This is a genomic window from Streptomyces sp. NPDC002884 (assembly GCF_040295245.1).
GTDB lineage: Bacteria > Actinomycetota > Actinomycetes > Streptomycetales > Streptomycetaceae > Streptomyces.
Window position 1 is genome coordinate 333,353 of record NZ_JBEOVB010000005.1, and the last position, 14,007, is coordinate 347,359.

Annotated in this window: 11 protein-coding genes; 4 read left to right on the forward strand and 7 right to left on the reverse strand. The window is 75.2% G+C overall.

The window, feature by feature from the left end; genetic code table 11:
• Nucleotides 1-35: 35 nt before the first annotated feature.
• The 3 genes from treY (at nt 36) to ABT070_RS13835 (ending at nt 5,127) form a co-directional block, all read left to right on the forward strand.
• Complete coding sequence (treY, locus tag ABT070_RS13825) at nt 36-2,387, forward strand: malto-oligosyltrehalose synthase (RefSeq protein WP_351759185.1); 2,352 nt, start codon at nt 36-38, stop codon at nt 2,385-2,387.
• Nucleotides 2,388-2,802: 415 nt separating this feature from the next.
• Nucleotides 2,803-3,744 (forward strand): nitroreductase/quinone reductase family protein, encoded by a 942-nt coding sequence (locus ABT070_RS13830; RefSeq protein ID WP_351759188.1) that lies wholly within the window; start codon nt 2,803-2,805, stop codon nt 3,742-3,744.
• A gap of 132 nt (nt 3,745-3,876) precedes the next feature.
• Nucleotides 3,877-5,127 (forward strand): M14 family zinc carboxypeptidase, encoded by a 1,251-nt coding sequence (locus ABT070_RS13835; RefSeq protein WP_351759190.1) that lies wholly within the window; start codon nt 3,877-3,879, stop codon nt 5,125-5,127.
• A 115-nt stretch (nt 5,128-5,242) separates the two neighbouring features.
• On the opposite strand, the gene ABT070_RS13840 is transcribed toward ABT070_RS13835, so the two are convergent.
• The 3 genes from ABT070_RS13840 to ABT070_RS13850 all read right to left on the reverse strand — a co-directional run bounded on the left by ABT070_RS13840 (nt 5,243) and on the right by ABT070_RS13850 (nt 7,888).
• Nucleotides 5,243-5,698 carry an SSI family serine proteinase inhibitor gene (locus ABT070_RS13840; RefSeq protein WP_351759193.1) on the reverse strand — a complete coding sequence of 152 codons (456 nt, stop codon included), beginning with the start codon at nt 5,696-5,698 and terminating at the stop codon, nt 5,243-5,245.
• Nucleotides 5,695-7,023: a M14 family zinc carboxypeptidase gene (locus tag ABT070_RS13845; RefSeq protein ID WP_351759196.1), complete on the reverse strand. Its 1,329-nt coding sequence runs from the start codon at nt 7,021-7,023 to the stop codon at nt 5,695-5,697. The genes ABT070_RS13840 and ABT070_RS13845 overlap by 4 nt, the downstream gene beginning before the upstream one ends.
• Nucleotides 7,024-7,336: 313 nt before the next feature.
• The gene (locus tag ABT070_RS13850) at nt 7,337-7,888 is read right to left on the reverse strand and encodes an FHA domain-containing protein (protein WP_351759199.1); all 552 of its coding nucleotides are present in this window, start codon (nt 7,886-7,888) and stop codon (nt 7,337-7,339) included.
• Nucleotides 7,889-8,053: 165 nt separating this feature from the next.
• Between ABT070_RS13850 and treZ the strand changes: the two genes are divergently transcribed.
• The gene (treZ, locus tag ABT070_RS13855) at nt 8,054-9,799 is read left to right on the forward strand and encodes a malto-oligosyltrehalose trehalohydrolase (protein WP_351759202.1); all 1,746 of its coding nucleotides are present in this window, start codon (nt 8,054-8,056) and stop codon (nt 9,797-9,799) included.
• A gap of 72 nt (nt 9,800-9,871) precedes the next feature.
• Here treZ and ABT070_RS13860 read toward each other — a convergent pair whose 3' ends face one another.
• The 4 genes from ABT070_RS13860 to ABT070_RS13875 all read right to left on the reverse strand — a co-directional run bounded on the left by ABT070_RS13860 (nt 9,872) and on the right by ABT070_RS13875 (nt 13,933).
• Nucleotides 9,872-10,843: a phosphotransferase family protein gene (locus tag ABT070_RS13860; protein WP_351759204.1), complete on the reverse strand. Its 972-nt coding sequence runs from the start codon at nt 10,841-10,843 to the stop codon at nt 9,872-9,874.
• Between the two features lie 49 nt (nt 10,844-10,892).
• On the reverse strand, nt 10,893-12,014 hold the full coding sequence (locus tag ABT070_RS13865; RefSeq protein WP_351759206.1) for a M24 family metallopeptidase: 1,122 nt from the start codon (nt 12,012-12,014) through the stop codon (nt 10,893-10,895).
• A gap of 279 nt (nt 12,015-12,293) precedes the next feature.
• Nucleotides 12,294-12,941: a PDZ domain-containing protein gene (locus tag ABT070_RS13870; protein WP_351759209.1), complete on the reverse strand. Its 648-nt coding sequence runs from the start codon at nt 12,939-12,941 to the stop codon at nt 12,294-12,296.
• A 125-nt stretch (nt 12,942-13,066) separates the two neighbouring features.
• A complete protein-coding gene (locus ABT070_RS13875) occupies nt 13,067-13,933 on the reverse strand; it encodes a LysR family transcriptional regulator (RefSeq protein ID WP_351759211.1) in 867 nt (288 codons plus the stop codon).
• Between the last annotated feature and the right edge of the window lie 74 nt (nt 13,934-14,007).

Here is a 14,007-nt window from a genome sequence, read left to right on the forward strand (position 1 = left end):
ACACGAAACGCCGCGGGACGGGTACGTAGGTGGTCATGACCCCTGAGCGACGTGACGCCTCCGTTCCCGTGCCGCCCACGGCGACCTACCGGTTGCAGCTCCAGCCCGAGTTCCCGTTCGGGGCGGCGACGGCGGCCGTGCCGTACCTGGCCTCGCTCGGCGTCTCGCATCTGCACCTGTCCCCCGTCCTGGAGGCCGTACCGGGCTCCCCGCACGGCTACGACGTCGTGGACCCCACGCGCGTACGCGCGGAGCTGGGCGGGGAGGAGGGGCTGCGGGCGCTGGCACGCACCGCGCGGGAGCACGGGCTCGGGCTGGTGGTGGACATCGTGCCGAACCACATGGCGATGGCCCCGCGTCACAACCACGCCCTGTGGGAGGTGCTGCGGGAGGGCCCGAAGTCGCCGTACGCGCGCTGGTTCGACATCGACTGGGAGGCGCAGGGCGGCCAGGTGCTGCTCCCGGTGCTGGGCGGCCCCGTCGGGGCGGAGCTGGCGCACCTGCGGGTGGACAGCGACGTACTGCGCTACTACGACCACGTCCTCCCGCTGCGCGAGGGCACCGAGGGGCTGCCGGTGCCGCGGCTGCTGGACGCCCAGTGGTACCGGCCGGTGTGGTGGCGGCTGGCCCGCACCGAGCTGAACTACCGGCGCTTCTTCAGCATCTCCGAGCTCATCGGGGTGCGGGTGGAGGACCCGGAGGTGTTCGAGGCCACCCACGGCACGATCCTGCGGCTGCTGCACGAGGGCGTCGTCGACGGGTTGCGCGTGGATCACCCCGACGGCCTCGCGGACCCCGACGCCTATCTGGAGCGGCTGCACGCAGCGAGCGGCGGCCGCTGGACGGTCGTCGAGAAGATCCTGGCCGACGGGGAGCGGCTGCCGGACTCCTGGCCCGTGGCGGGCACCACCGGCTACGACGCCCTGCGCCACGTCGACGGCCTCTTCACGGACCCCGAGGGGGCCGGGGAGCTGCTGGCCGGCTACCGGCGCTTCGCGGCCCCCGGGACGGACCGGGGCGGCGACTGGGCGGCGACGGTACGGCGGGCGGCGTACGGGGTGCTCACCCACGAACTCGCGGCCGAGACGGACCGGCTGACGCGGGCGGCGGTCCGGGTGTGCGCCGCGTCGGCCGACCCCGCGCTGCGCGACCGGGCGCCCTGGGCGCTGCGGACGGCACTGGTGGAGCTGCTCGTCCGCCTGGAGGTCTACCGGCCGTACACCTCGGGCGACCCGGCCGCCGTCGTCACCGAGGAGGCGGCCGCTGAGGCGCGGCGGGCGTTCGTCGTGCCGGAGGAGGCGGGCGCCGTCGACGTGGTGCGGGGACTGGTGCTCGGCGGGGAGGGCCCGTCGGGGGCGGACTTCCGGGCGCGGTTCGCGCAGACGGCGTCCGCCCTGCGGGCCAAGTCGGTGGAGGACACGGCGTTCTACCGGTACGTGCCGCTGACGGCGGCCAACGAGGTGGGCGGCGCCCCGGGCGCCCCTGGCGTGTCCCCGGCCGGCTTCCACGCCTATTGCGCGCGCGTGCAGCGCGACTGGCCGGCCTCCGGGACGGTCGTGTCGACGCACGACACCAAGCGCAGCGCCGATGTGCGCGCCGCGCTCGCCGTGCTCACCGAGTGCCCGCGGCGCTGGGCGGACGTCCTGGCGGAGGTCGCCCGCGCGCAGGACGGCGTACCGGACGGACAGCTGGCGTGGGCGGCCTGGCAGACGGTCTTCGGACTCGGCCCGGCGGCCCCGGAGCGCGTCCAGGAGGCGCTGCTCAAGCATGTGCGCGAGGCGGGGCTGCACACGAGCTGGACGGAGCAGCAGCCGGCCTACGAGGAGGCGGTGGCCGCGTTCGTGGCGGCGGGGCCGTGCGGGGCGCCGGGTGAGCGGGTGGCCGCGCTGCGCGGCGCGCTGGAGCCGTACATCCGCGCGAACGTGCTCGGTACGGCGCTGGTGCATCTGACGATGCCCGGGGTGCCGGACGTCTACCAGGGCACCGAGAGCGAGTACCGGGCGCTGGTGGACCCGGACAACCGGCGCCCGGTGCGGTTCCCGCCGGAGGATCCCGGCGTCAAGGACACGGTGACCGCCGCCGCGCTGCGGCTGCGCCGGCGGCGGCCGGAGGTCTTCGGGGACTCCGCCGCGTACGAGCCGTTGCCCGCCGAGGGAGCGGCCGCGGCCCACTGTCTGGCGTTCGCGCGCTCGGGCCGGGTGGTGACGGCCGTGACACGGCTGTCGCTGCGGCTGGCGGAGGCGGGCGGCTGGCGCGGGACCCGGCTGGCGCTGCCCGCGGGAACGTGGGTCGACGTCCTGTCTCCCGAGCGGGAGTTCACGGGCCACGCGCGCGTGGCGGAACTGTTCGAGCAGGTGCCGGTGGCGCTGCTGGAGCGGGCGGGATGATGCCGCGGTGGTGATCTCCGGCGTTGCTCCACGGCGTTGATCCACAGCATCGGTCTCCGGCGTTGACAGGCGACGGTCGGGTGCATGTAATGGGGGCGGTGTCGCGTGACGCCGGTCAATGAGCAGTGGGCCGGCCGGCGGTCGGGCGAACACCCTTCTCCGAGGGACACGCCATGAGTTCACACTCCGCGCCCCGCGACTGACGTAGCACTCACGCAGGTCGGCTTCGCCGTTCCTCCGTGCGCTCACGCTCCTTCTGCGCGCTCGCGTTTCTTCTGTGCGCTTCCTGCTCGCGCCGCCTCTCTGCGCCTGCCTTCACCTTTCCCGGCACCCCCGTGTGCCCTGCCCCGCCCCGCCCTGCCCCGCGCCGCGTGCCGTGCGCACGCCCGCCGTGACCTCAGGAGAGACCACCCGTATGCCCACGTCGTTCAATGAATCCGTCATCGAGCAGTTCCGCGCCGGCGGCGGAAAGGTCGGCGGCCCCTTCGAAGGGAGGGACCTGCTCCTGCTGACGACCACCTGCGCCCGGTCGGGGACCGAGCGGACCACTCCGCTCGGCTACGTCCGCCACGGCGACTCGCTCCTGGTCGTCGGGTCCGGCCCCGGCGCCCCGGACCACCCCCACTGGTACCGCGACCTGCTCGCCCACCCCGTGGTGCAGGTGGAACTCGGCACCGAGACCTTCCAGGCCCTCGCGGTGCCCGCCGAGGGGGCCCGGCGCGAGGAACTCCTCGCGCACGCCGTACGGACCGCTCCGGGACACGGCGACCACCAGGCCCGCACCGGCCGTCCCCTGCCGGTCGTCGTGCTGGAGCCGGCCGAGCCCGACGGCTGGGAGGGCCCCCGCGAGGTGCGCACCCTCGCCGACAAGATCATGGAGGTGCACAGCTGGCTGCGGGGCCAGTTGCGTCAGGTGGCGGCCCAGGCCGACGCCCATTTCGCCGCCCGCGCGGCCCACGAGGGACCCGGGGAGCCGCCCGCTCCGGACCTCGGACTGCAGATCCGGCAGCGCTGCCTCGCGTTCTGTCAGGCGCTGCGGTTCCATCACGTCAGCGAGGACGCACATGTGTTCCCCACGATGGTCCGCCACCATCCCGACCTGGCCGACACCTTCGCCCGGCTCGCCGAGGAACATCGCGAGGTCGCGCGTATCCAGGACGCACTGGTGACCCTGACGGCGGGCGTGGCCATCGCCGAACCCGAGCGCTTCCGTGCCGAACTGGAAGCCATGTCAAGGGAGTTGGATGCCCACCTCGACTTCGAGGAGAAGACGATCGTCCCGCTCCTCGCTCAGCTTCCCTGGCCCCCCGCCCCGCCCGCGAGGCCTGCCGGAGCCGGGAGCGGGCACAAGGAGTGAGGACGGCACGGTCGTACCCTCCGCCGGCGCACGCATCCGAGCGCCCCCTGGAGCCTCCCCCCAGGCGTTCTTGACAGTTCCTGGAGAGCATGGGGTACTGCGGATGCGAAGGCCGGGCGGACGAATACGGGGGTGAGTCTCCTGCCGGAGCTGCGCTACCCCACGGTGGCCGAACTCACTTCTTCCGTCCGGGCGCTGGCCGCTCACCAGCCCGGAATGTGCGCACTGCGACAGGTGGGGGTCTCCCGTGCGGGCCGGCCCCTGCACCTGCTGTCCGTGGGACACGCCCGGCGGGCCGTGCTCGTCGTCGCGGGTGCCCACGCCAACGAGCCGACCGGGGGCTCGACACTGCTGGCACTCGCCGAACGGGTCGTACAGGAGCGGGAGCTGCGGGACGGGACGTCCTGGCACTTCCTGCTGTGCGCGGACCCCGACGGGGCGAGCCTGCATGTGACGCCTGCGCCGCGCAGCCTGCTGGAGTACCACCTCGGCTTCTTCCGGCCCGCCGGTCCGGAACAGCCGGAGTGGTCCCCCGCCGTGCTGCCGCCGGACCGGCTGCCTCCCGAGACGCGGGCGCTGACCCGGGTCATCGACGAGCTGCGGCCCTACCTCCAGGTGACGCTGCACGGCACCGATCTGGGCGGCAGCTGGGTGCAGCTGACCAAGGACATCCCGGGTCTCGCCGAGCCGTTCGTGAAGTCCGCGGCCCAGTTGCACATCCCGGTGGAGACGGGCGCCTCCGACGCCGCGGGCTGGCCCGCCTCCGGGCCCGGCGTGCACGTGATGCCGGCCGCCGGGACGGAGGCGGCGTACCCGAGCATGCCGGACGACGCACGGCACAGCACCTGGTACCACGCCCATCGCTACGGCGGTCTGACCGCGGTGGTGGAGGTGCCGATGTGGGCGAGCGACATGGTGGACGACCCGGCCCCGCATCCCGCCCCGGCCGCGGCGATACGGCGGCTGGCGCAGCGGCTGCTGCGGGACACCACGGAGGTGGAGCGGGTGCTCGTCGAGGCGCTGCCGCGGCTGGAGGGCGTCGACGGGCCCCTGCTGCGGGCGGCGAAGTGGGCGCTGGAGCTGGTGCCGGGGCTGGCCGCGGACTGGACGGACACCCCGCCCGCCGACAACACGATGGCGTACGTCGGCAGCGTGGACGCCTTCGCCCGGCGGCTGCCCCTGCGGGCGGCCGCGATGCTGTGGCGGGTCCTCCAGGAGAGCGACGACCACGCCGCCCCGCGTCTGGAACAGCTCGTCGAGACCTGGAGCGACGCCTTCGCCTATCGCTTCCGTGCCCGCTGGGTGCCGTTGGAGCACCAGGTCGAGCACCAGTCCCGCACGGTCGTCGCGGCGGCCCTGCACGCGCGCGAACGGGCGGCGTGACAGGCCGCACGAACGGCCGCACGAACGGCCGCGCGCCGGGCGGCACGACGGGCGGCACAACGGGGCTAGCGGTGGCTGCGGGCACGCGCGGGTGCCCGCAGCCGTCCTGGCCGGGTCAGACCTCGGGCACCTCCTGGTCGTCCAGGGCGAACACCGCTCCCGTCAGCGCCTCCCGCTCGCAGTCGTTGCCGAAGGTGCGCTCGTAGTCGACCGGGCGCCCGTTCCACTGCCCCTGCGCGCGGACCGTCACCGGCGCGTACACGAGCGGGCAGATGCGGCTGCCGTCCGACGTGAGGGCGTCGACGTCCCCGTCGGCCTTCGCCAGGACGTCGCAGGCCTCCACCGCGCGGGAGTGACCCTGGGGCGGGTCGCACAGCAGCAGGGTGCCCCGGGTGTCGCTGGAGCGGGCGTCGCCGCGGGTGACGGTGAGCTGGAGCCAGTTGCCGGGAAGGGCGTCGTGGGAGGCCGCCAGGGCCGGGGTGGCGCCGGCGGCGAGAAGGAGGGCGGCCGCGGCCGGGAGCGCGCGCCGTACGGCTTTCGCCGACCGGAGACAGGTGAGGAAGTACGTCATTCCCGATGCATCGGCACGGCCGGCTGTGTACCCCAGTCCGACTCACCCGAACGGGCACCGGCGGGCTCGGCGGAGCGGCGGCCGGCCAGCTCGAACGCGGCGAACACGACCCGCGCCTGGTACTCCGCCTGGCGTGCCACGGGAATCCAGCGTGCCCCGCACTCCTCCTCGTATCCGGCGCACCACGCGTCGATGAGCCCGTCCAGCTCCGGCAGCGCGCCGGCGGGATCACGTCCGGCGCCGATGACGAGCTGGTGCAGCAGACCCGCCGTGCGGACGGCGATCCGGCGGCCGGCGATGCGCAGGGCGGTCAGATGGGCGGTGCTGAGCGGGGGCAGCGGTCGGGCGGGGTCGGCGGTGGCGGGGTCCCAGGCGTCCGCGAGACCGGGGCAGACCAGTAAATAGTCGTCGACCGGGGCGAGGAGACGGGCCGCGTCGGGGGTGCCGGCGAGGTGGGGCCGCACCCGCGCGAGGATACGTTCCAGCAACTGTGCGTCATGGCGCAGGGCAGAGCTCACGGCACGCAGTACCGCGTCCCGGTCGGCGGGCGGGGAGCCGTCCTCGACGGCCGCGACCCCCCACATCGGCGCCTCGACGACCGCGGTCACCGTGCCGTGCCGGTGCGGGTGGTACCAGGTCGACTCGACGGCGGCCTCGGTGATGGCGGCGGCCAGATCACGCGGGCGCGGGGGCGGGATCCGGTAGACGGCGGGTCCCAGCCGCGGCCAGTACAGGGTGTCGTAGGGCCCGAGTTCGCGGGGGATGCCGAGGCGGGCGGCGGCGTGGGCGACGCGCCGGGAGAGTCCGGGCAGGTCGCGGGTGAGTTCCACGAAGGCGCCGCCGACGTCGACGCCGTGCAGCGAGCACTGGAAGAAGGGTTTCAGCTCGTCCTGGAGACGGAGCAGCGCACGGGTCTCCGGCAGCGCGGCGGCCGCGGCGCCCTCGGGCAGCCACTCGGGCTGCTCCAGGAAGCCGGGCCGGAAGAAGTGACGGAAGTAGCGGCCGAGGCTGTAGGGGCCGGTCAGCCACCCCTCGTTGCGCCGCAGGCCGTCGGGGTCGAGGCAGAGCAGCAGGTTCCAGGTGGCGTCGGCGCCGACGGTGAGCCGCGGGTCGGCGAGGACGCGCTCGGCCAGCCGCAGGACGGTGGCGCCGCCGACGGGCTCGTTGGCGTGCGGTCCGGCGACGACGAGGGCCTGGCGGGCGCCCCGGCCGACGGACAGCAGCCACAGCGGCGAGCCCGCGCGCGAGACCCCGACGCGGCGCAGCCGGACGTCCCCGGAAGCACGGACGGCGAGCGCGGCCGCGCGGGCCGCGAGTTCGTCCACGGTCGGGTAGCGGAGGAGGGGCGGCAGGGCACACCTCCCACAAGGCGGCGCCGTCGGTTCACCTGGCGTGTCTGGTGTACGCACAGTGAGTCATGGGCCGGGGGTACGTCAACACCGCGGTACGCGTGCGGACTTGAGCGGACGAGGACCACTCGAGCGATTTCAGGGGTCCCGTCGGCCCGCCGGGACGCCACGGTTCGACGGGCCGCATGCGTGCCGACGGACCGAGCGAGCACGACGCCTCGGCGGATGGGGCCGGCCCTCCGGGAGCGGTCCGTCCGGGGCCGGTTCCGTCCGGGAGCGGTTCCGTCGGTCAGTTCGTCGAGAGGCGGAAGGCCGTTCGGCCGAAGGCGACCTGGTCGCCCTCGCGGACCACGGCCGCGCCGATCACACGACGTCCGTTGACCGTGGTGCCGTTGGTGGAGCCGAGGTCGCGCAGCACCCACATCCCGCCCTGGCGGCTGAGTTCGGCGTGCACGCGCGAGACGCTCTCGTGGGTCAGCCTGAGGCCGCTCGCGGGATCGCGGCCGATGCGCAGCGCGCTCTCGGTGCCGGGATGCGGCAGCAGCAGCTTGGGCAGCCGCTCGGCCTGCCAGGCCCTGCGCAGCCGGACGGTGAAGCCGGAGACCGCCTCGACGGTGCCGAAGACCGCCCGCGAGAGGCGGTTCTCCCGGGGCAGGTCGGCGGTGAGGACGGCCAGCTCGTCGGAGCGGCGCGCGACGAGAGCGAGCTCCATGCGCCGGATGAACGTGTCGTGCGACAGTCGCCCCATGGCGACGCCGTCACGCAGCACCTTCAGCGCTCGGTCGCGCTCCACGTCGGACAGCCGCGCGGGGTACGTGTTGAACTCGAAGGACGACGTCACGCTCGTGATTGTCGGTCAGCGGACCCCGGGTGTCCAGAAGACGCAAGAACGCCCGGCACACGCGCGTGCCGCCAATGGGAGTGTTCCAAAAGCGGATTGATCTCGGGTGGAGCACGATGGACACGACGGGCTACATCACGGTGAGCAGACGAAGGGGAACCGTCCGTGCAGTTCGAGGTGTGGGCACCGCAGGCCGAACGTGTGACGCTCCAGTGCGACGACGTCACCCGCGCGTTGGAGCGCGATCAGGGGCGGGCGGGGTGGTGGACGGGAGAGGCCGAGGCCGTCGACGGCACGCGGTACGGGTTCGCGGTGGACGACGGACCCGTCCGCCCCGATCCCCGCTCGCGCCGCCAGCCGGACGGCCCGGACGGGCTGAGCGCGGTCGTCGACCAGGCCCGCTACGAGTGGCGTGCACAGTGGTCCGGCCGCCCGCTGCCGGGGGCGGTCCTGTACGAGCTGCACGTGGGCACGTACACCCCCGAGGGCACGCTGGACGCGGCCGCGGAGCGACTGGGCCATCTCGCCGAACTCGGCATCACGCACGTCGAGTTGATGCCGTTGTGCGCGTTCCCCGGCCGGCACGGCTGGGGGTACGACGGGGTGTCGCCGTGGGCGGTGCACGAGCCGTACGGCGGTCCCGAGGCGCTGAAGCGGTTCGTCGACCGGGCCCACGCGCTCGGCCTGGGCGTCGTCCTGGACGTGGTGCACAACCACCTGGGCCCGTCCGGCAACCACCTGCCCGGGTTCGGCCCGTACTTCACGGAGACCCACCACACGCCGTGGGGCGCCGCGATCAATCTGGACGCGCCCGGCTCCGACGAGGTGCGCGCCTATCTGCTGGGCAGCGCGCTGGCCTGGCTGCGCGACTACCGGCTGGACGGGCTGCGGCTGGACGCGGTGCACGCGCTGGCGGACACGCGCGCGTGCCACTTCCTGGAGGAGCTGTCGGCGGCGGTGGACGCCCTCGCCGCGGAGACCGGCCGGCCGCTGTTCCTGGTCGCCGAGTCCGACCTGAACGACCCGCGGCTGATCACACCCCGCCGGGCGGGCGGTCTGGGCCTGCACGCGCAGTGGAACGACGACTTCCACCATGCCCTGCACACCGCGCTCACCGGCGAGTCCCAGGGCTACTACGCCGACTTCGCGCGCGCCCCGTTCGCCGCGCTCGCCAAGACCCTCACCGGCGGCTTCTTCCACGACGGCACGTACTCCGGCTTCCGTGGCCGGCGGCACGGCCGCCCGCTGGACCGCACCCGTCTGCCCGCGCACCGGCTCCTCGGGTACGGACAGACCCACGACCAGGTCGGCAACCGCGCCCAGGGCGACCGCCTCTCGGCGTCCCTCTCCCCCGGCCTGCTGGCCTGCGCGGCCGCGTTGACCCTGACCGCGCCGTTCACGCCGATGCTCTTCATGGGCGAGGAGTGGGCGGCGGGCACGCCCTGGCAGTACTTCACCGACCACACCGACCCGGAGCTCGCCGAGGCCGTACGGCGCGGCAGGCGGCGGGAGTTCGCGGCGCACGGCTGGGCCGAGGAGGACGTGCCCGACCCGCAGGACCCGGCGACCCGCGAGCGCTCGTGCCTGGACTGGTCCGAGCCGCAGCGCGAGCCCCACGCGCGCGTGCTGGCCTGGTACCGCGAGCTGATCGCGCTGCGGCACGCGACGGCGGACCTCACCGATCCGGATCTGGCCGACATCAAGGTCGCCCACGACGCGCAGGCCCGCTGGCTGGCGTTCCGGCGCGGCGACGTCCGGGTGGCCGTCAACCTCGGCAAGGCGCCGGCCGCGATCCCCCTGGGTCCGCGTCCGGCGCGCGTGCTCGCCACCTGGGACCCGGTGGACGTACCGGGCCGGGACGGGCTGCTGCATGTGCCCGGCGAGTCGTGCGTGGTGCTGCGGCAGGACTGAGGAACCCCGGCGGAGGGGCAGGGCGCGGCGCGCGGTCTCCGTCACCCGGCCCCGTCCCTCCGTCCCCTCCCCTCAGCCCTCCTCGCCGGCCCCGTCGCCCTCCCCCTCCTCGCGGAACTCCGTCACCCGCTCCAGCAGGATCGCCTCCCAGGCGCGTCCCAGCCGGACCCTCGGGAGGGTGAGCGCTTCGGCGTCCCGCGGGCCGGTGGTGCGACCGTCGAGGCGTTCCGCGAGACCGATGACGGTGTCGCAGCGGGCCAGCCACAGGCCGCGCAGGCAGGGGCGGGCTCCGTAACCGGCGAGGGTGGCGGCCCGGACGGCGGCGCCGGAGCCGACGGCGAGAGCGAGCCCGGCGATGTCCTCGGCGGGATCCCCGAGGACCGCGCCGGTCCAGTCGAGGACACCGCGCACCCGGCCGTCGGCGCTCACCACGAGATGCTCGCCCCGCAGGGCGTGGTGGACGAGGACGGCGGTGCCGGGCTGGGCGGCCAGCTGGGCCGCGCCGGGCGAGGTGAGCTGGTGCAGGCGGGCCGGGTCGAACTCGTCGGCGCGGGCGAGGCGTGCGGCGGCGGCCACGGCCATCCGGCGCAGCGCCTCCAGGGAGCGCGGGGCGGTGCGCGGCACACCGAGCGTCTCGGCCTGCCGGGGCGGCACCTCGCGCAGCCCGCGGAGCAGTCCGGCGAGGTCGGCCTCGCCGACGGCCGACACGTCGTGCTCCTCGGCGGTGCCGCCGGGCAGCTTGGCGTCGAGGGTGTACACCAGGCCGGGCGACCACTCGCCGTGCGCGACGCTGGTGGGCACGGCGACCGGGACGTGCGGGCGGACGAGGTCGCGCAGCCGCAGTTCGCGGCGGCGGCGCAGGGTCGTCTCACGGTCCGTCGCGAGGCGCAGCACATGGCGGGTGCCGACCCACCAGGTGGAGGGCGTGCCGCCCTCCCCGACGGGCCCTACCTCGGGTCCGGAGCCGCTCGCGCCGCCCTCGTCGAGGAGCGCGCGGACCAGCCGGCGGACGGTGTCCGCGGTGGGTGTCGGTGCCTGGGTCATGGTCGCGCCGTTGCCGTTCGGGTGGGATGCCGGGACTCCTGGAGGCTGGTCAGTCCACTGTGACCAGCTCACGGGTGGTGTCGTTGAGACGGCGGCCGCCGTCCTCGGTGACGGTGACGATGTCCTCGATGCGCACGCCGAACCGGCCCGGAAGGTACACCCCGGGCTCCACGGAGAAGCACATGCCCGGCACGAGGGGCCGTTCCTCGCCCTCGATCATGTACGGCGGCTCGTGGGTGGTGACGCCGATGCCGTGGCCGGTGCGATGGATGAAGTACGCGCCGTAGCCGGCGTCGGCGATGACCGCGCGGGCGGCCCGGTCGACCTCCTGGCAGGCGACGCCCGGCCGGACCGCCCTGAAGCCCGCCTCCTGGGCCTCGCGCACGAGGTCGTGGACCCGGCGCTCCTCGTCGGTGGGTTCACCGACGTGCACGGTGCGGGAGGTGTCGGAGCCGTAGCCGTCCTTGAGGCCGCCGAAGTCCAGGACGACCATGTCGCCGTGTTCGATCACCCGGTCGCCGACCTCGTGGTGCGGGTTGGCGCCGTTGGGCCCCGAGGCGACGATGGTGAAGTCGACCTGGGAGTGCCCGAACCGGCGCAGCAGGCCGTCGAGGTCGGCGCCGACCTCACGCTCCCGGCGGCCGCCGAAGCGAACCTTCCGGATCTCCTCGAACGCCCGGTCCGCGGCCGCTCCCGCGGCCGCCATCAGCTCCAGCTCCGCCGCGTCCTTGACGGCGCGCAGCATCGGCAGGGCCTCGGTGAGCGAGGCGTAGGAGGTGGCGGGCAGGACGCTCTGGAGGCCCAGCAGGTGCATCGCCCAGGCGTTGTCGCTGATCCCGAACCGGCCGCCCGTGCCGAGGAGGGCGACGGTGGCCGCGTAGGGGTCCTTGCCGTCGGTCCAGTCCCGCAGGGTGAGCGCCGGGGCACCGGCCGCCTTCGCGGCGTCGGGGGCCTCCAGCGTCGGCACGACGAGGACGGGGTCGCGGCCGGGGGCGAGGACGAGCAGGGTGAGCCGTTCGGTGGCGGCGGTGGGCGCGTAGCCGGTGAGCCATACGAGGTCGGGTCCGGGCGCCACGAGCAGTCCGGCGAGTCCGGCGTCGGCGGCCTCGCGCGCGGCCCGCTCCATGCGGGCCCGGTAGTCGTCGGCGGTGAAGGGCGCGGTGCCGGTCATCCGGGCCTCCCGGGAAGGACGTGTCGACTGACGTGTGACGGACGTGGTGCGGCGGACGTGATGTCCACGGGCAGCATCCTGCCCGTACGGCGGGGGTCGCGCGAGCCGGTCGACACGGTTTTCGGGCGGGTGACCGGCCCGGGTCGGCCGTCCGGGGCCATGCGCAGGCCCGGAAGCAGCAGGACACCGCCGGAGACCAGCGGCCTCCCCGGCGGCGGCGACGGCCCGGCGCCGGCGCTCCGGCGGTCCGGCAGTCCGGGCGACCACGTCGCGCCCCGCTCAGGTGACGACGCCGGGGGTGACCGTCAACCTCCCGTATCCGCCGCCGCGATGACGCACCGTCAGCTCGATCTCCTCGCCGGGGCGGGTCTCGTCGACCGCCCGGGCGAGGTCCGTCGCCGAGCCGATCCTGGTGCCGCCGAACCTCAGCAGGACGTCACCGCGGACCAGGCCCGCCGTGCAGCCGGGGCCCGGGATGTGGACGGCGACGATCTCGGCGCCCGTCTTCTGCGCGTCCACGGCCTCCAGACCCAGGGTGGCGGCCGGCGCGCGCCGCGACGCGGCGGCCGACCCGGCCGACCCGGCCGGACCGTCCGACGCGGCCGGCGCGGCCGGGCTCGGCCTGCCCGGGGCGGACGCGACGCCCGCCGGGTCGTCCGGCCCGCCCGGCCCCGCCTGCCGCTGGAGCTCGGCCAGTCTGCTCATGCCGATCACCGTCGCCCCGACGGTGCCGAGTCCGACGCCGGACAGGACCAGGACGGTGCCGGCGAACAGGCCGAACAGCAGGGTCGTCAGCCGTCGGCCGCGGCGGCGCGCGGCGTGCGGGCGCCGGCCCTGGCCGCCCGGCCCGGCGCCGCCGGCCGCCCCGGCACCGCCATCGGGGTCGGAACCGGGGAGGGGCTTGGGTCGCAACGCTGTCTGTTCCATGGATCGCCTCCGGCTGGTGCTCTACCCGGCGCACCGGCGCACCACGAGCCACGAACGAGTGAGACTGACCCCGGGTCAGGAGCGGTACGGGTCGGCCGCGCCGCAGGTCACGGGCGGGGCGCGGGTCACGGGCGGGTGGACAGCGCCTCCACCAGCGTCCGTGCCGCACCCGACGGCGCACCCGCGTACACGAGTTCGATCCGGTGTACGACCCGGGGCCCGGTGACCGGGACGGCTGCCGTGCCCGGCACCTCGGCCGCCACCGAGCGGGGCAGCAGGGCGAGACCGTGGCCGGCGGCCACCAGGGCCGTCAGGGCGCGCAGGTCGGTGCCGTCGTAGCGCAGGGCCGGACGGAAGCCGTGGCCGCCGTTCGCGGCCCGCAGCTGGGGCAGCGGCAGCCCGGCGTCGGGGGCGTCCAGCCAGCGGGCGTCGGCGAGGTCGCCGAGGCGCAGCCCGCTGCGCCGGGCCAGCGGATGGCCGGCGGGCAGCAGGACGCGGACCGGCTCCTCGCCGACGCCGTACGTGGTCAGCGGCGCGACGTCGGGCAGCCGGAGCGGATCGCTGGGCGCGGCCAGACCGTCGACGAGGCCCACGTCGGCCGTGCCGTCGGCGACGGCGGCGCAGACGGCGTCGCGGCCGAGCACCCGCAGCGTCACACCGGCGGCCGGGAGCGCGGCGAGGGCGGCCGGACCGAGGGCGGTCGGCGAGCCGGCCAGGGTGAGTCCGTGCGAGGGCGCCGAGACGATCCGGACGACGTCCGCGCGGGCCGCGTCCAGGCGCAGCAGCAGCGGTCCCGCGTGTTCGAGCAGCCGCTCGCCCACGGCTGTGGGGAGGACGGGCCGGCGGGTGAGCAGCGGCGCGCCGAGGTCCTGTTCGAGGGCCGCGATGTGCTGGGAGACGGCGGACTGGGTGTAGCCGAGTTCCCGGGCGGCCTCGGAGAACGAGGCGAGGCGCGCGACAGTGACGTAGGTGCGCAGCAGATGCGGATCCATGCGGCCAGGATCCCGCAGGCGGCATCAGCTCTGCTTATCGAGGGTGCAGGAATCATCGTTGGACGTGAAGTCTG